The organism is Streptococcus sp. 45 (genome assembly GCF_900108865.1).
Classification (GTDB): Bacteria; Bacillota; Bacilli; order Lactobacillales; family Streptococcaceae; genus Streptococcus; species Streptococcus ruminicola.
Genome location: NZ_FNXZ01000003.1, coordinates 106,211 through 123,326, shown reverse-complemented (window position 1 = coordinate 123,326; position 17,116 = coordinate 106,211). Strand labels below are relative to the sequence as shown.

The window sequence follows — 17,116 nt, the reverse complement described above, 5'->3', positions numbered from 1 at the left end:
GAACTCTATCATTAGGAGTCACCTCCTTTTTGATAATCTCTGTAAATTTTTAGGATGATTAATCCTAGGGAAAGCAGTGCCAAACTTGCACCAATCACATAGTGCATCTTCACACCACTACCACCCGTCTCAGGCAATTCATATTGCTTTTGAGATTTATTTTTAATGGTAATCTGACCATCCTCAGCATCCGTTGCCATATCGGCTGGATTTTTCGAACTGTCAGAACCATCAGAATAACTAGTATCATAACCAGAAACAGCTTGTTCACGAACATAGTAAGTAAAATCATACTTATTTCCACAAGCGTCATAACCAGAAACTGGTAAATTCTTATATGTTCGCGTCCAGTTATCAGCATGGGTCAATACTTCACCAGCTTTATAAACATACTCGAAAGACTGACCACATTGGTTAGTAGCTACCTGAATCACGTCATAAGTGATTGACCCATCCGTACGCTCAGTTTTAGTGCCGTCAGATTTTAACCATTGTTTCTTAACGGTTAAGTTCGTTTGCTTGATCTTTTTATTTTCAACATAAATCGAAGCACTCGTCTTAGCTAAGTTAACAGCTCCATATACCTTTTTATAATAATCATCATAAGCATCACATTCATTTGGAGAGTAGTAGAAATAATGCTTTTCTGGATTCTTAGGTAATTCATAACCAGGTGGCGCAGAGGTTTCTTTGAAATAATAGGCTTGATTATCTTCAAAATTTTCTTTTGGATCGGTCCAACCTACCGTAATCCATCCAAGAAACGGAACATAAACTTGATAACATTTACCTGCTTCCATCAGTGTTTTTGAAATCGAAATATGTCCATTTTCATCACTGACATATTCTCCGACGACTTCATCATTGCTATCATCACAATCACCATCAGCCTTATAAACCGTAAAGACCGCACCTTCAAGCCCTTTAGCATAGTTACTTGAATCAACTTTGTTGATAACATAGGCATGCTCAGTATCAATACCAGCATCAGTACCAATTCTTTGCCAAGCTACGGCGGTTGTCGTATCAGTAGAACCCTCACTAACTCCTGATAAAGTTGCCGTATTCTTAGGCCAGTAAGTAGCTGTCAAATCTGGATTCTTCTTAATCAAAGTATAATCATACTTCAGCTTATAAGCTGTCTCATCTTTTAGACTGATTGTTAAAGTACTTGTCAAATTACCCCAACCATCATCTGTCGACGACACTTTCCAAGACCAATCACTAGAGGGAACTTCTTGATTGCTGTCAGCATAATAAAGCTTAACGGAAGCTTGGTTTAAAGCAAGAGATATGTCCGTCCCGTAAATACTCATGACATCTGTCAAGGTTAACTTATCAGTACCATCTACTAAATCCTCAGCTTCTTGGTTAATTGATAAACTGTAGTGCAAGACTCGGTTGGTGTTATCCCAACTACCTGTCTTAGTAATTGGTTTGACAACTTGCTTGTCTTTACCAAAGGTTATGATTTGAGTTTGACTATCTGAGCCGTAATCTTTATTACCGTCAACAAGAACAGAAACCGTATTGGTTAAAGTATCCGTTACTTTCTTACCTGCTTCAGGTAACTTATCGTAAGCTGTCGTGTAAGTTAACCAAAAATCATTGTTATCACCAATGCTTTGTTTAAGGGTTCTACCATCAGTTGTTGAGAAATTCAATGTGACAACATTATCACTTGAAATAGTCCCATCAACCTTCATGTTCGTAGCACCCCACTCATATTGACCAGTTAGAGCTGAGATGTTATTACCAGAAATCGTTACAGGCGTTTGACTGTAGTGACGACCAAAAACCAAACCAGTTAGGTGAACACCATTTGGTAAATTATCCGTTACCGTCATGGCCTTAGCATCATCACTCAAATTAACCTTAACTTTCCAAGTAACAACACCATCCGTGCTAGTTTTCTTGGTAGTTGCATGATTTTCATCACCGTCCATTTTGATAACATTTGAATTATCAGTATGGTGATACTTAGCTTGGCTGGAATGGTCTGCAGAACTAATCGTATTCCAGAAATCAATATTAGCATTGCCATTTAGCTTAGCTGTTGACTGATATTGAAGAACAATATTTTTACTTGATTTGAAATCATCCGTTAGAATAATTTGAAACTCAGTATATTTAGTATTGCTATCTAAATCTTCATAGTTTGTATAACCACCCCATGAGTTTTGACGAGCTTCCAAAGTAAACTTGCTATCACCAAAGATTTTAACAAGCTTTTTATACAAGTCTTGCAACTGTGCTTTGGTGTACCAGTGAACTTCTGAATTTTGATTCCAAGGATCTGTTAGAAAATCCCTGAAATTCGTCCCTTTTTCAATCACACCACTTGCTGGCATTGTGATTTTAGTTTGCCAACTAAGTGTCTTGACACCTGTATCAGATGTGTCATTTTCTCCAAGAGATGTTTTTTCTAGATTACCATCACTTGGAACACTTGGTTTAGCAGAAGATGAAGTTTTATCACCATCATCATCTAAGGTAACTGTATTTGTCACAGTTTTTTTATTCCAACTTGAATTTTTAGCATCTGTTGTATAGGTAATTACATAGGTTTTAGTATTTGACTTTTTGCCTTTTTGACCACTAAAACGAATATAAGAGACCTTACTAAAATCCGTTATATTATCATCTAACTTATTATTATTAGAATCGTAGTAGCGATAAGTTCCAGAAGCACTAGATCCATCTTTCAAAGTAACTTCTATTGACTCAGCTTTCTTAAAGAAATCATCTTTTAAGGTAGCACCACCAATATCATTACCATCTGGGTTTACTGTGATTGTCCAAGTAATCTTTCCAGTCTTTTTATCGTATTTACCAGACTTTTTAATATCATTTAATTTTAACGTAACGCTAGTACTGCTACTTGCCTCACGTTTATCTTGATCATTTTTAGAAACAGCTTTGATAGTATTATTAACCTGTACAGTTTTACCCGCTGATAAATCAGCAATCTTATAACGGTAAGTGATTGTGTAAAAATGACCAATCGGATTACCATTTGAATCTGTTCCACCACTAACTAATTGTGGAAGAGTCAAGTTCCACTTTTTATTAGCCTTATCAAAGTTTGGCTTAGTAGAAACAGTTTCTGTTCCAGTCACATGACTTGTATCTCCAATATAAGTTGATTTGGTAATTGATACATTTGTAACATCAGCAATTGATACACCATCTGCTGTCAAACTATCCGTTAAATCAATATTACCCGGCGTTCCGTATTTAGAATCCACTGTAACAGTGTAATCGATATACGGTGTATCACCATCATATGAAACTTTTCCTGTTTTTGATGTTGATAAATCATAATTTTTAGTCACTTTTTCTGGTGGAATTTCAATTGTCACACCATCACTAAACTTGACCGTGTAGCTATCATGACTTGTTCTATGAGTTAAGCCAAAGACTGCTTCATAATCAATATAACCTGTTGACTGAACACCCTGTCCCATGCTAGCAACATAACTGTCTAAGAAAGAAATCAACAAATAATATTTACCAGACGAATCATCTTTTTTGAATTGGTACTTAAAAGCATCGGTATTATTATTATCACGTCCAGTGTATTCCGTACCAAGTTTTAAATCTTTACCAATCGCCGTATCATCTGGCAAAGCTAAGTAATAATGTTTTTCTTTAGCAACGTCTTTTTGATTAATCTTAAAATCCAAATGCAATAAGACGCTTAATTCTTCTGTTGATAAATCTTCTTGAACAGATTTTTCATTATAACTATACCCCGTCAAATACCCTGAAAAGTCAGCGTAGGTTACACCTGCTAGGGTGTAAGTTGAGAAGGTATTAGACTTGAAATCAACACTTTCGACGGCTCCGTCACCAGTTTCTTTAATGTCTGTATCTGTCGATTCAGTTAAATCTTGAACCTGATTGACATCGTTATCCACAAAGTGATACAACTTCCAACCAGCTTGTTTGTCATCGCTTGTGGATAAGTCATTTTTAAAAGCCATTGAAACTTTGACGTCTTTACTTGGTTCAACTTCCTTGCCATCATCTGTGACAAATGAAATATCGTAAGAGTGTGCTTGTGATAAGCTTTGTTTACTTTCGCTTAGAAGCGATGTTAACTTGTTATCAATGGCAGTCGTGTCAGAAACAGGCTTTACCTTTAATTGAACTGGCTCTGTAAAGGTATCTCCCTCATAAGAGACCGTTACCGTCACATCTGACGTTTCAGCAGTCAAAGTGCCTGCTTGTGACATGTCCTTCTTTTCTTGACTTGACTCAGTCGGACTGGCTTGTGAAGAAGCTTCTGTCTGGCTATTTTCTTTTTGGGAATCATTCGTCGTGGACTCAACCTGAGATGAAGCACCATCTGAGGATTGAAAAACAGATGAACTATTTCCCGTACTAATTGTTAGGGCTGGTAATATTAGTAAGTAAGTCGTACAAAAGACAACGACTAGAGATAGCACCAAAGCAATCTTTGCAATGATACTATCTCGGACTCGCTTTTTTACTAAAATTGCTAACCTTGCCCATAGCTTTAACATCCAAACTCCTTTCTAAACATAATTTTTGTTAACTTTCTAATCGATTGACCCCATTCGGTTAAGTGGCCAAATTCTTAAGCTTAGTTTCCCAACTAACTGTTCACTGTCTACTGGACCGACAGCTTTATTACGTGAGTCTACCGAAACCTCTCGGTGGTCTCCCATCACAAAGTACTTACCATCTGGTACTTGATAAGGTAACTCGATATTGGTTTCTCCATAATTTTTTTCACCTCTTTGTAGGTAAGGCTCATTAATTTTTTTCCCATCAACAGTGACATTTCCTTTTTTATCAATGTTGACCCATTGGCCTGAGGTTGCAATAACACGTTTAACCAAAACTTTATTGTTATAATAAAAAGCTACCACATCACCTTGTTTCAAATTCTTTTTACTAACAGAAACAACCATGTCTCCAGCTTTCAAAGTAGGAGTCATCGAATTTCCATAGATTTGCAAAACAGGTAACCAAATTGTCGCAACCAATACAGCCAAAGCTGCTACGGTTACTAGGGTGAAAACAGTGCTACGTAAGGTGCGCATGTAGCGCTCACGATACTTAATTTTTCCTAACTCTTTTGAAAGCTCCTCAGCTTTCGGTAAGTCAGCTAAGGCAATTTTCTCTGATTTTTTCTCAAATAGTGGTTTCATTTAAAAAGCTTAACCCCTTATGCCTCATCCTCAGTATTCTTTTTTGCATCCGCCATACGTTTGACGTTATAAAGATACGTGTCTGCCGCCGCCTGAGCTTCTTCAAAAACTTTACTAATTGCCAAGGCTGCTTCAGCGATGGAACCCGCATCAGTGACTTCTAGCTCACGACGCTCAAGTTTACCTTCAAGTTCTTTTACTTGATCTTGAAGCTCTTCAATTTCTTTAGCTTGCTCTACAAGCAGCTCAAACAAATCTGAACGACGAAGTTTTCTTAATTGTTTAGCATCAAGCACGTTAGGACCTCCTTTTTAGTATTCGTTTTCACATAAAACTCACATAATTTTAAATGTATATTTATTCTAATTTTGAAAAAATAAAGACTAGATAAACATTTTTTCATTTTGTCGTTTTATATATCTAGGCGTTTTGAAGAACATTATAATATTTTTTCGCGATTTTGAAAAGGGATTTTGTACAAGTGATACTTTTTTTAAGATTTTGTTTCCTAGTTCTAATTTTCTTAATATTTCGTCCTCTATCATTGTTAGGAAAGCTAACAATGATAAATATCTAAAGTCAAATATTGTTAATTTCGTAGGATTGATGTAGCTTAATTTTTAGCTTTATGTTACAATGCTAAATTGATTAGGTATAATTTTTGGTCTTTTCAGAAATATTACATCATTCAAGTAGAGGATTGTTTATGACAAATTTATCAAAAAAACACCAACAAGTTTTAGAAACTAAACACCGTTTATCAAAAGCACTTTATCTACTGATTACTGAACGACATTATGACAAAATCACTATCTATCAAATCTTAGACAAGGCCACTATCTCACGTCGAACATTTTATCGCTACTTTGATGATAAAGCTGATTTAATGGATTTCTGTCTAGAAAACTTTGTCAGAGGATATTATCTTCAACGAGATAATTTTATCTTGGCGAAAAAACCTGAAGATGTATTCTTAGTTACTTTGAATTTTATGTATGAAAACAAAGCCTTTATTTCATCACTTGTTGAAAGTGGGCACTTTTCATTACTAACAGAAAAATTCAATCAAAAATCTGCTCAAATCTATAAAACCATCAATCTGCCATGGTGTGTTGATGATACTGTAGATAGCAACATCGATTACATTTCCAAAGGTTTATTCGGTGCTTATCTTAACATCTTACAATTTTGGCTAAGTAAAGACGAGCCTGAAGAACCCGAACTCATTGCAAAAAACTTATCCCTTCTTTTTAATTCTATCCCTAGTTACTTCAATGCCCCTTCAGAAGAACATATAAAGATAAGAAATAAAAGATAGGGATATTTATTTTCTGAAATTTTCGTAATCATGCCTATAACTACATTTCTTGACACCTTTTTACCATAAAGTTGACAAGAAAAACGCTAACATTGACAGATTTACCGTTTCCATTTTCCTATAAGTTGACACTATGCCATTGTTAGTTGACAAGAATTCAATTTTTAGTTAGCTAAACAATCAATAATAGTATTAACTTATTCATAGTTTAAAAGGAAATCGTTCAGTAAAACTTACTTGATAAACTATTCTTTATTTTGTGTTCCCGTTTATAATAAGTCTCTTTGGAGATCTTAAATAGATAAAAGTCGGTAAAAACTTCTTTTTGCCGGCTTTTTTACATGAAATTTTCATATCATTTAAGCCTATTTTATTAAAAATGGTAAAATATCTTGAAAATTCGCTTATTTTTACACAATTTACACAGAGTTATTCACAAGCTGTGGATAAGTGTGGTTATATACTGGGGATAACTTGTGTATAAGCTAAGAACAAATGCCTTTATATCAAGCTTTGAGAGCTATCCACATTTTTGGAAAACTTGCTGTTAATAACTTCTATTTTTAGGTTATTTTGGGCAAAAAAAGGAGCCAATTCTTGAAAATCAGCTTCTTTTTCCACATTTATAGTAAGTCATCACGACTAACTTGTTCAAATTTTTGATCGCCATCATTTAATTTATCCCAAATCACAACTTTTCCGGCTTTCAAAGATTTCTGAACATCAATGATACGTTGGTTAGATGACCCACGGAATTGTAGCATCAAGTTTTTCTTAGTGATATCAAAGCGACCATCTACCAAAATATCAATTAGGCTTAGCATTTCTAGTTTATCTGGTGTTTCTTGCATCATTTCTTCCCAAGTATATCCAGTCCAAGACCAAATATCTTTTTCAGGAAGTTCACGGCGCACGCGCTTAATTAATGGCAAGAGAAAACCTGTGTTTAAGAAAGGTTCACCACCAAGAAGCGTCAAGCCTTGAACATAAGGCTGCGCCAGGTCAGCCATAATTTGCTCTTCTAACTCTTTCGTGTAAGGTTGCCCTGCCTTAAATGACCAAGTTGCAGCATTATAACACCCTTTACAGTGAAACATACAACCTGATACATAAAGGGAGTTACGAACTCCTTCACCATCAACAAAGTTAAAGGCTTTATAGTCGATAACGCGACCTTGACTTAATTCTTCTGACTTCCATTCACCAGGCTTGGGAGTATTCCAATTTTTTTCTTCCATCCTAGCCTTCTTTCTACCTTTTTATTTCTATTATACTGATTAATCAGTCTCCAAAGTTATCCAGTAACGCTCAACAGCTTCTAAAACATCTTCAAGCTGGCCACCATTGGCTAATATTACCTTACGACTACCTTCATTGTCATCATGACATGTGACCAAAGCTTTGGTGATATTCTTCTTCTTCGCTTCTAATAATCCTAAGCGTAGCTGTTCTTTAGCATATCCTTTACGACGTTCAGATGGACGGATAGAATACCCAATATGTCCACCTTGCTTCAAAAGATTCTCATTTAAGCGTAAGCGCAAATGCAAAAATCCTAAAGCCCTGCCATCATCAGAAAAAGACACAAACTGAACGGCTGGAACAAAGTTGGCAGGCACATTAATCCCCATCTCACTCAGGCGATTGCTTTCAAGCCAATCCTCGTAATCAAAGTTATCCACATCCCAGAAACCACCATCGTGGGCAGACTGGCTCATTTCAAACTCTTTCATCATCTCAATAACGGCTGCTTTATCTGATAATTCAGGTCTTCGTAATTGCATAAGCTTACCTCTTATTTACTTTTTTTCTTCGCTTTTTCCAAAAATTGTGCTTTCAATTCATTGACACGCGCTTTTTTATTACCTTTAGCAGTTGAATGTTTTTCATGAAAACGCTCAACCTGTTGCATGCCTTTATAATCTAATTGGTATTTTCCCACGATTTTTTCCTTTCTTCAAGTTTTTTATCAATATAATAAAGAAGCTGGGACAAGCGTCTCCAGCTTCAATATGTCATGAAACTGTCTAAACCATAATTATTGGCTAACGAGTCTTATTAACAACTCTTATCTTTGTGCATGTGGTAGTCACCAGGGTTTTTAATTGTTGATCCATTCATGTGTTTAACACGTGCAGAAATTTCTTTGTGACGACCATTAACCATTGGACGAGCTTGAGGGTTACCAAGGTATCCACAAGTACGTTTAACAACGTCTACTGATTTTGGATCGCTGTTGCCACAGTTTGGACAAACAAATCCACGTTCTGTTGGTGTGAAGTCTCCTTCAAAACCACATTTATAACAACGGTCGATCGGTGTATTTGTACCAAGGTATCCGACACGTGTATAAGCATAATCCCAAACAGCTTCTAGAGCTTTTGGATTTTGTTGAAGAACTGGGTATTCACAGTAGTGAATGAAACCACCAGTTGCACCAGCTTCTGGGTAAACTTTTTCAAAGTCCAATTTTTCAAATGGTGTTGGATTCTTACGTACATCATAGTGGAATGAGTTTGTGTAGTATTCTTTATCTGTAATATCTTTAACAATACCGAATTTCTTAGTATCAAGACGGCAGAAGCGGTCTGTCAAACTTTCAGATGGTGTTGAATAGATTGAGAAATGATAATCGTATTCATCTGACCATTTAACACAGTAATCTTTCATCTTACGGATAATGTCAACTGTGAATTCTTTAGCTTCTGGGTTAGTTTCCCACTCTGGTCCGAAGAAGACTGTTCCGACTTCGTAAAGACCGATGTAACCAAGTGATACTGTGGCACGACGGTGACGGAAAAGTTCATCAACGTTATCGTATTTACCAAGACGTTTTCCAAAAGCACCATATTGGTAAAGGATTGGAGCATTTGCTGGAGTAGCTTCTTTAACGCGTTCAACACGGTAAACAAGCGCATCTTTACAAATTCCCATACGTTCGTTGAAAAGTTCCCAGAATTTATCCATATCACCATGTGATTCCATAGCAATACGTGGAAGGTTGACTGTAACAACTCCAAGGTTCATACGTCCTGAGTTGACTTCAACGCCATTTTCATCTTTCCACCCTTGAAGGAATGAACGACATCCCATTGGCGCTTTAAATGAACCAGTCAATTCAACGATTTTATCGTATGAAAGCACATCTGGATACATACGTTTTGTTGCACATTCCAAAGCTAATTGTTTGATATCGTAGTTTGGTGTGCCTTCTTCAAGGTTAAGACCGCTCTTCAATGTGAAAATAAGTTTAGGGAAGATAGCTGTACGGTGTTCGCTACCAAGACCTTGGATACGAATTTTAAGAATAGCTTTTTGAATTTCACGTTCAAACCAGTTTGTACCAAGACCAAAACCAAGTGATGTAAATGGTGTTTGTCCATTTGATGTGAACAAAGTATTGATTTCGTATTCAAGACTTTGCATCGCATCGTAGATATCTTTTTTCGTTTTTGTACGTGCGTAGTCTTCGCGGCGTTCTTCAGCAACCCATTCCTCAGCATCTTTTAAGTGCTTTTTGTAGTTAAGTTCAGCATATGGTGCCAAGAATTCATCGATACGGTCTGCTGTACATCCACCGTATTGGCTTGAGGCAACGTTAGCAATGATTTGTGAAATTTGTGCTGTTGCTGTTTGGATTGATTTTGGACTTTCAACTTCAGCATTACCAATCTTAAAGCCATTACCCAACATTCCCTTGAAATCAATCAAACAACAGTTTGTCATTGGAGTATATGGGCTGTAATCAAGGTCGTGGAAATGAATATCACCTTTTTGGTGAGCATTGGCAACGTGAGCAGGCAACATTTTAAGACCGATTGATTTACCAACGATACCTGCAGTCAAGTCACGTTGTGTATTGAAGACTTCACTGTCCTTGTTAGCGTTTTCATTAACGACAGTTTGATCTTTGTTCAAAAGTTTATCAATCGAAAAGTTGATATCTGTCGCTTGAGAGCGTGCAAAATCGCGTTTTGTACGATAATTAATATATTCTTGAGCAATTGCGTATTCATTAGCTTCTAAAAGTTCATGCTCAACGATATTTTGAATTTCATAAATTTTGACGTTGTCTTTGAAGCGATCAAAAATTTCAGCGATGATATTATCTGAAATAGTTTCCAATTTTGCTTCAACAACTGGTGACATTTTTGTCACATTATTGCTTGCTTTAACCAAAGCATTATAAATTTTATCTGAATCAAAGTTTACAGAACGTCCATCGCGTTTGATAACTTTTACAGTAGGTTGTGCAGCAATTTTTTCTTTTTCTAATGTAATCATATGAACACTCCTTCTTACTCGTCTATTATAACACGGGACAAAAAAAAATCAATATCTTGTGGTCACTTTTTTTGTTGACCACAAGATATTGCGTTTTTCTTTATTTTTTATGATAGACGGTAAAGCCTGTAATACCGCCGATTTGGACCTCTTCATAGTTAGAAGAAAAATTATTTTTAAGTGAATCAGAAATTTTTTGGTCCTTATTGACCACAATATATGACCCCATATTTTGTAGCAATTCATCTTCTAAAACTTTTTCATTAGCAGATTTAGCAGTATTCACAACTGGAGATGTAAATTGTGAACTACTTGCTAGCTTACTATTGATTCCAATTTTAGATGAGTCATCCCAAACGTAGACAGTATCATCTTTAGTCGCATTTTTGGCAAGATAAGTTGCAATGATACCACGTTCACTATTGGCATTAGCAGATAAAACAGTGTGCACCAAAGGCTGCCCAACACCAAAGACAAGCACTAAAATTGGTAAATAGAAGTGACGTTTAAGATATAAACCAAAAATTCCAGCATTGTCTGATGCTTTTCTGCGACGGTGTGATGTTTTAGTCAAACTACGTTGATATTGTTCACCCAAAACGATAGCAGTCAACACCAAACCAAAAGGCAGTGCTGCCAATAAGTTATAGAATTGATAACTTTGTGTAAATAAATCAATCGCAAAGAAGACGATAAAGACTAGTAAAATAAGCCATTTAGCTACTTTATCTTCACCTTTGACAACTTTTCCAAATGACACCGCACCAAGCAAAAGCCCTGATGCCAAAGCCAGTACAAGTTGGAACAACAATGTCAAAATCAAATTACCGTCACTTACTGCAAAATTAGTAAATTGGTAAACAATAGCTTGTGTAATATAAGGTGACAATACTTGCGCATTCAAGATAAAGTATCCAGCTGTGTAAAAGACTAAAATAGTCCCGAAAATGATACACAACAATTGGTAAAAACCACGCGCAAAATGTCTTTGTTTCAAATTAAAGACGATAATTGTTAGGAAAGAAAGCGCCCAGAACACCAAAGTACGTGGTTCTAGAAGCATAGCTGCAGCGCCCGCAAATCCATATAAAATAAAAGCTTCATCCTTGATAATATCAGCAAAATATTTTGTTAAGAACCACAATGAGACCATAACAAAAGGCATTGCAAATTGGATAGGATACAAACCACCAAAACCAAGGGCAACATTAAGTAGATAAAAAGCCCCACTAAATGCCACTGCCACACGTTGACTGTTGGTGAAATAGTTAACCAATTTATAGAAATAAATTCCTGATAAATAGAAAGTAACGATTTGAATTGGAACTAACCACAACGTTGAACCAAGGTAATAAGCCAAGGCGATCACTGCATAATACAAGAAACCACCTGTCGCAAACATGTCTGTAAATGGAAGATGTCCTTGCGTAAACATTAATCCAATATAAAGATTTTGTGATTGTAGGCTATTTGCCATGTCTGTAAACATTGGCACGGCTACTGATAAGCAGCTCACCACAACACTCAATAACAAAATATAAAGTTTATGAGGTTGAGGAACCTTTGTTCGTCTAGAAGGTTCTAGATGGCTGCTAACTTCACCAATTTTACGAGATGATCGACTGTAAGATGATACAGCCGTCTGATCTACATTTGCTTGTTCTGATGTATTCACTTATTCTCTCCTTGAATTGTCATACTCTAAGTATAACAAAAACTAATCATTAGTCAATTTACTAAGGATAGCACAGTAAGCTAAAAGTTCCCTAAAACGGTGACGTGGCTTGGATTGGTAGCGTTTTAAGAAATCCTTTTCTTCTTTACTTAAACGACTGTTTTTGTCCATAAAATAACCTCCTTTATTTTACTTATTCGTAAAATAAAAAAAGCCACTTTTGGGCTTCCTTAGTACAGAGTTCAACACTAACAAAAAAGAGGCTAGGAATACTCCTAACCTCTCATCGTACAAACTTAGTCTTCATCCAAGAAGCTGTTGAAGACTTCTTCAATCATATCCCATTCAGCATCTGAATCTTCAGGGATTGGTTGAAGGTCACCTTCAGTACCATCTTCATTTTCAGTGAATGAGTAAGCTTGAATTTCAATTTGACCTTGTTCATCTTCTTCAGCACCTGCTGGTACCAAAAGAACATAGTTTTTACCGAATTCTTCGCGACCATCGATTGTCAAAAGAATTTCAAAAAGTGTTTCATTACCTTGTTCGTCTACAAGTGTAATAACTTCATGCTCGTGATCATGGTTATGATCGTGGTTATGGTTATGTGCCATAATTTTCTCCTTTAAATGAATTAATGATTAGATTAAAACATTCTATCTAAATAATTTTGCAAAATAAGCTGTGCAGCTAATTTGTCGATAACTTTTTTACGCTTACCACGACTAACGTCAGCCTGTTCTACTAACATACGTTCTGCTTGAACAGTTGTTAAACGTTCATCTTGATAATCTACAGGAATATTGAAAAGTTCTTTAATTTGGTCACCGTAAGCTTTACTTGCTTCTACACGAGGTCCTTCAGTATTGTTCATGTTCTTAGGTAAACCAACCACAAACTTATCAACTTTATACTGTTTAACTAACTCTCCAAGTCTTTCAAACCCAAACTCGCCAGCTTCTTCATCAATTTTGATAATTTCTACGCCTTGTGCTGTAAAACCAAGTGGGTCGCTAATCGCTACACCAACAGTTTTTGAGCCGACATCTAGTCCCATGATTCTCATTTCAAATCGATTCCATTTCCTTTGAGATAATAGCGGACAAGCTCTTCAACAATTTCGTCACGTTCGTATTTACGAATCTGATTTCTGGCATCATTGTAACGAGGCACATAAGCAGGGTCACCACTTAGGACATAACCTACAATCTGATTAATTGGGTTATAACCTTTTTCATCAAGAGAGCGATAAACCGTTGTTAAAGTTTCACTAATTTCTTTCTTGTTGCTATCGTCTAAATTAAAGCGTACAGTTTCATCTGTAAATCCCATACTTACACCTTCTTTCTAAATAGCTGTCACCAATTATTATAGCTTATTCACTAAGATTTCACAAGAATCTGACTTTATTTAACCAAAGTTTATTGAGATTCCAAAGAATTTTCAGTAAAAGTGGTCAGAAAAGCTGACATAAAAAGGATGTAAACTTTTTCATTTTTACACTTTTTTAAGATTTATTTCATACTAATTAAGAGTTAAAAAAAGACACCAAACGGTATCTTTTCTACTATTATATTACAATGCTGCACGAAGACGAGCTTCGGCATTTTCCACATTACGAATTGAGCGTGGCAAGAAAGCACGGATATCATCCTCTTTATAACCAACTTGAAGACGTTTATCGTCAATCAAAATTGGGCTTTTTAGGATACGTGGATTAGCTTGGATAAGGTCGATAACCTCACTTAAACTTAATTCCTCAATATCGCAGTCAAGTGCTTTTGCATAACGGTTTTTAGATGAAACAATACTTTCAATACCGTTTTCTGTTTTTGTTAATATCGCTAAGATTTCTTCTCGTGATAGTGGTTCTTTTCCTAAATTCTGTTCTTTATAAGGGAGCTGATGAGCGTTGAGCCATGTTTTGGCTTTCTTACAGCTTGTACAACTTGAAATTGTGTAAATTTTAATCATGTGCACTCTCACTTTCTATCCCATGATAGTTGTATTATAGCACACATACATAATGGAGCACATGGGACCTAAGACCTATTTTTTCGAAAAGTCAATTAAAAAGATTTATTTTTTTTGCAAAAATTAACGACTTTTGAGCCACAAATAACCAAAAAAGCCTGAAACGCATCGTTTCAAGCTTTAAAGTGCTTTCAAAATTATTCTTCAATTTCAATCGCATCATCCAAATCAAGAACAACTTCATCTACATTTTCAGTAGTTGCTGCTGATTCTTCAGAAAGTTTTGCTGCTTTTTCATCTTCAGTTTCTTCAACAAGTCCATAATGAACACGAACTTTGTGGTCGATTTCGTCAAAGATTTCTGGGTGATCTGCCAAATATTTCTTAGCATTTTCAGAACCTTGACCAATCTTCTCACCGTTGTAAGAGAACCAAGCACCAGCTTTTTTAATGATATCCAAATCACTAGCGATTTTAATCAATTCACCAGTGCGTGAAATTCCTTCACCATACATGATTTCCACTTCAGCAGTTTTAAATGGTGGAGCAACTTTGTTTTTAACAACTTTGATTTTAGTTTCTTTACCAATGTTGCTATCTTTTTGATCACCAGTACCTTTGATTTGTGTGTTTCCTCGCACATCTAGACGAACTGAAGAGTAGAATTTAAGGGCACGTCCACCAGGTGTAGTTTCTGGGTTACCAAACATAACACCAACTTTTTCACGCAATTGGTTGATAAAGATGGCAATTGTTTTTGTTTTATTGATAGAAGCTGATAGTTTACGCATAGCTTGACTCATCATACGAGCTTGCAAACCAACGTGGTTATCACCAATATCACCATCGATTTCGGCACGTGGAACAAGAGCTGCAACAGAGTCGACAACAACAAGATCAACCGCACCTGAATCGATCAATTTTCCAGCGATTTCAAGACCTTGTTCTCCTGAGTCAGGTTGTGACAAAAGAAGTTCATCAATATTAACACCAAGAGCTGCTGCATAAGCTGGGTCAAGGGCATGTTCAGCATCGATAAAGGCTGCGATACCGCCTTCTTTTTGAGCTTGTGCTACAGCATGAAGGGCAACAGTTGTTTTACCTGAACTTTCAGGACCATAGATTTCAATGATACGTCCTTTAGGGTAACCACCTGCACCAAGAGCGATATCAAGAGCCAAACTACCTGAACTCATCACTTGAACTTTTTGTTCAGCGCGTTCGCCAAGGCGCATAACAGCTCCCTTACCAAAATCTTTTTCAATTAATTTCAAAGCATCATCAAGTGCTTTTTTACGCTCATCACCGAATTTCTTCGTGATAGCTTCTGTTTTCTTTGTCTTTTTAGCCAAATTTTTCCCTTTCTGTTTGTTCAAACTAGCTCTATTATAGCAGAATTTAATCTTGTAATAAAGCTTGACGTACTAAGTTAAATGCATACAAACATGCAATATGACGCACATCTGAACGGCTTCGTCCACCTATGAGAACACGAATAGAATGAACTTTTTCTCTAGTAGCAATACCAATGAAAACTGTTCCCGCTGGGTGACCTTCTAAGCTATCTGGTCCTGCAACTCCTGTCAATCCAATCCCAAAATCAGCATCTGTTAACTTGCGAGATTGCTCAGCCATTTTCTCAGCTGTAAAGTGACTAACAACCCCGTGTTCTTGCAACTCTTCTAATGAAATCTGAAGCATTTTTGACTTTTCTTCAATGCTATAAGTCACAAAACCACCATTAAAGACTGATGAAGAGCCTGAGAAGTCTGCAATACTTGATTGAAATAGCCCTGCTGTTAAACTTTCTGCAGCTGTGATAGTCTTGTGTTTTTTCTTAAGCAAATCAAAAACAACACGCGCCAAACTATTGTCATCACCGTAACCATAAAGCAAATTCTCAAGCGGAATGCTATTTAAAGTCTTCTTAGAAAGAATTTTTTGCTCTAGCTGGTCTAGTTTTTCCTTAGCTGATTCAATGTCGTCTGCTTTCGTTGACAAACGCAGCGTTACTTCACCTGTCTTAGCATATGGCGCAATGGTTGGATCGGTTTGGTTGTCAATCAAATCTGATAAAACAGTTACCAGTTGGCTTTCTCCAATGCCAAAGAAACGCAAAACACGTGAATAAAGTTGCTTATGGTCGCTAGATAACAAAGGTACTAAATAATCCCAGACCATGGGCTTAAGCTCACTTGGTGGGCCAGGAAGAACAACATAAGTGACGCCGTCAACTTCAATCACTCCACCTACAGCCAAACCAGTGCTATTTTGCAAAGGAGTTGAACCTTCAATCAGTTGAGCTTGGCGTTCATTGTTAGCTGTTCTTGTAAATTGAGGACGTGTCGCAAAGAACTCATCTAGACGTTTACTTGCCTGTTCGTCAAAAACCAGGTTACGCCCTAAATATTTTGCTAAGGTTTGCTTTGTCAAATCATCCTCAGTTGGTCCTAAACCACCACAGAGAACAACTAAATCGCTACGCTTACTTGCCAAATCAATGATAGACAAAAGACGTTCTTCATTGTCCCCAACTGCCGTTTGGAAAAAGACATCAATCCCTAACTTAGCAAATTCCTCTGATAGAAATTGTGCATTCGTATTTGTGATTTGTCCTGTTAAAATCTCTGTTCCTACAGCGATAATCTCAGCTTTCATAATTGCCACCTACTTATCTATTCGTAA

16 protein-coding genes are annotated in these 17,116 nt (G+C 36.5%); 1 reads left to right on the top strand and 15 read right to left on the bottom strand.

From position 1 onward, the window contains the following. Nucleotides 1-11: 11 nt before the first annotated feature. Genes BMX18_RS09365 through BMX18_RS06515 form a run of 3 tightly spaced genes read right to left on the bottom strand, consistent with a single transcriptional unit; the run spans nt 12 to nt 5,476 of the window. On the bottom strand, nt 12-4,529 hold the full coding sequence (locus tag BMX18_RS09365) for a SpaA isopeptide-forming pilin-related protein (protein ID WP_180366639.1): 4,518 nt from the start codon (nt 4,527-4,529) through the stop codon (nt 12-14). A 36-nt stretch (nt 4,530-4,565) separates the two neighbouring features. Then, on the bottom strand, nt 4,566-5,180 hold the full coding sequence (lepB, locus tag BMX18_RS06520; protein ID WP_093815705.1) for a signal peptidase I: 615 nt from the start codon (nt 5,178-5,180) through the stop codon (nt 4,566-4,568). Between the two features lie 17 nt (nt 5,181-5,197). Continuing rightward, nucleotides 5,198-5,476, bottom strand: a complete 279-nt coding sequence (locus BMX18_RS06515) for a hypothetical protein (RefSeq protein ID WP_039696147.1) — start codon at nt 5,474-5,476, stop codon at nt 5,198-5,200. 410 nt (nt 5,477-5,886) lie between these two features. On the opposite strand from BMX18_RS06515, the gene BMX18_RS06510 reads away from it, so the two are divergent. Next, nucleotides 5,887-6,498 (top strand): TetR/AcrR family transcriptional regulator, encoded by a 612-nt coding sequence (locus BMX18_RS06510; protein ID WP_074564623.1) that lies wholly within the window; start codon nt 5,887-5,889, stop codon nt 6,496-6,498. 623 nt (nt 6,499-7,121) lie between these two features. Here BMX18_RS06510 and nrdG read toward each other — a convergent pair. The 12 genes from nrdG to BMX18_RS06450 form a co-directional block, all read right to left on the bottom strand. Beyond that, nucleotides 7,122-7,736: an anaerobic ribonucleoside-triphosphate reductase activating protein gene (nrdG, locus tag BMX18_RS06505; RefSeq protein ID WP_039696145.1), complete on the bottom strand. Its 615-nt coding sequence runs from the start codon at nt 7,734-7,736 to the stop codon at nt 7,122-7,124. 39 nt (nt 7,737-7,775) lie between these two features. Continuing rightward, on the bottom strand, nt 7,776-8,282 hold the full coding sequence (locus tag BMX18_RS06500; RefSeq protein ID WP_093815703.1) for a GNAT family N-acetyltransferase: 507 nt from the start codon (nt 8,280-8,282) through the stop codon (nt 7,776-7,778). An 11-nt stretch (nt 8,283-8,293) separates the two neighbouring features. Next, entirely contained in the window at nt 8,294-8,440 is a 147-nt protein-coding gene (locus tag BMX18_RS09360; protein WP_006531408.1) for a hypothetical protein, read from the bottom strand. A gap of 116 nt (nt 8,441-8,556) precedes the next feature. Then, entirely contained in the window at nt 8,557-10,782 is a 2,226-nt protein-coding gene (gene nrdD / locus BMX18_RS06490; RefSeq protein WP_039696143.1) for an anaerobic ribonucleoside-triphosphate reductase, read from the bottom strand. Nucleotides 10,783-10,882: 100 nt separating this feature from the next. Further along, nucleotides 10,883-12,457 (bottom strand): glycosyltransferase family protein, encoded by a 1,575-nt coding sequence (locus BMX18_RS06485; protein ID WP_093815701.1) that lies wholly within the window; start codon nt 12,455-12,457, stop codon nt 10,883-10,885. A gap of 42 nt (nt 12,458-12,499) precedes the next feature. Continuing rightward, the gene (locus BMX18_RS09495) at nt 12,500-12,628 is read right to left on the bottom strand and encodes a hypothetical protein (RefSeq protein WP_093815699.1); all 129 of its coding nucleotides are present in this window, start codon (nt 12,626-12,628) and stop codon (nt 12,500-12,502) included. Nucleotides 12,629-12,753: 125 nt separating this feature from the next. Beyond that, a complete protein-coding gene (locus tag BMX18_RS06475; protein WP_006531413.1) occupies nt 12,754-13,071 on the bottom strand; it encodes a DUF1292 domain-containing protein in 318 nt (105 codons plus the stop codon). Between the two features lie 32 nt (nt 13,072-13,103). Next, a complete protein-coding gene (ruvX, locus tag BMX18_RS06470; RefSeq protein ID WP_020917593.1) occupies nt 13,104-13,523 on the bottom strand; it encodes a Holliday junction resolvase RuvX in 420 nt (139 codons plus the stop codon). After that, nucleotides 13,520-13,789: an IreB family regulatory phosphoprotein gene (locus tag BMX18_RS06465; RefSeq protein ID WP_003066890.1), complete on the bottom strand. Its 270-nt coding sequence runs from the start codon at nt 13,787-13,789 to the stop codon at nt 13,520-13,522. The genes ruvX and BMX18_RS06465 overlap by 4 nt, the downstream gene beginning before the upstream one ends. Before the next feature lie 243 nt (nt 13,790-14,032). Then, entirely contained in the window at nt 14,033-14,431 is a 399-nt protein-coding gene (gene spx / locus BMX18_RS06460) for a transcriptional regulator Spx (RefSeq protein ID WP_004233512.1), read from the bottom strand. Nucleotides 14,432-14,628: 197 nt separating this feature from the next. Continuing rightward, nucleotides 14,629-15,783: a recombinase RecA gene (gene recA / locus BMX18_RS06455; protein WP_039696214.1), complete on the bottom strand. Its 1,155-nt coding sequence runs from the start codon at nt 15,781-15,783 to the stop codon at nt 14,629-14,631. A 46-nt stretch (nt 15,784-15,829) separates the two neighbouring features. Then, entirely contained in the window at nt 15,830-17,089 is a 1,260-nt protein-coding gene (locus tag BMX18_RS06450; RefSeq protein ID WP_093815697.1) for a competence/damage-inducible protein A, read from the bottom strand. Nucleotides 17,090-17,116 lie beyond the last annotated feature (27 nt).

What these genes read in the sequence shown, in the direction of transcription:
- BMX18_RS09365 (WP_180366639.1), bottom strand. Translation starts at nt 4,529, where the DNA reads ATGTTAAAGCTATGGGCAAGGTTAGCAATTTTAGTAAAAAAGCGAGTC.
- lepB (WP_093815705.1), bottom strand. Translation starts at nt 5,180, where the DNA reads ATGAAACCACTATTTGAGAAAAAATCAGAGAAAATTGCCTTAGCTGAC.
- BMX18_RS06510 (WP_074564623.1), top strand. Translation starts at nt 5,887, where the DNA reads ATGACAAATTTATCAAAAAAACACCAACAAGTTTTAGAAACTAAACAC.
- nrdG (WP_039696145.1), bottom strand. Translation starts at nt 7,736, where the DNA reads ATGGAAGAAAAAAATTGGAATACTCCCAAGCCTGGTGAATGGAAGTCA.
- BMX18_RS06500 (WP_093815703.1), bottom strand. Translation starts at nt 8,282, where the DNA reads ATGCAATTACGAAGACCTGAATTATCAGATAAAGCAGCCGTTATTGAG.
- nrdD (WP_039696143.1), bottom strand. Translation starts at nt 10,782, where the DNA reads ATGATTACATTAGAAAAAGAAAAAATTGCTGCACAACCTACTGTAAAA.
- BMX18_RS09495 (WP_093815699.1), bottom strand. Translation starts at nt 12,628, where the DNA reads ATGGACAAAAACAGTCGTTTAAGTAAAGAAGAAAAGGATTTCTTAAAA.
- BMX18_RS06475 (WP_006531413.1), bottom strand. Translation starts at nt 13,071, where the DNA reads ATGGCACATAACCATAACCACGATCATAACCATGATCACGAGCATGAA.
- ruvX (WP_020917593.1), bottom strand. Translation starts at nt 13,523, where the DNA reads ATGAGAATCATGGGACTAGATGTCGGCTCAAAAACTGTTGGTGTAGCG.
- BMX18_RS06465 (WP_003066890.1), bottom strand. Translation starts at nt 13,789, where the DNA reads ATGGGATTTACAGATGAAACTGTACGCTTTAATTTAGACGATAGCAAC.
- spx (WP_004233512.1), bottom strand. Translation starts at nt 14,431, where the DNA reads ATGATTAAAATTTACACAATTTCAAGTTGTACAAGCTGTAAGAAAGCC.
- BMX18_RS06450 (WP_093815697.1), bottom strand. Translation starts at nt 17,089, where the DNA reads ATGAAAGCTGAGATTATCGCTGTAGGAACAGAGATTTTAACAGGACAA.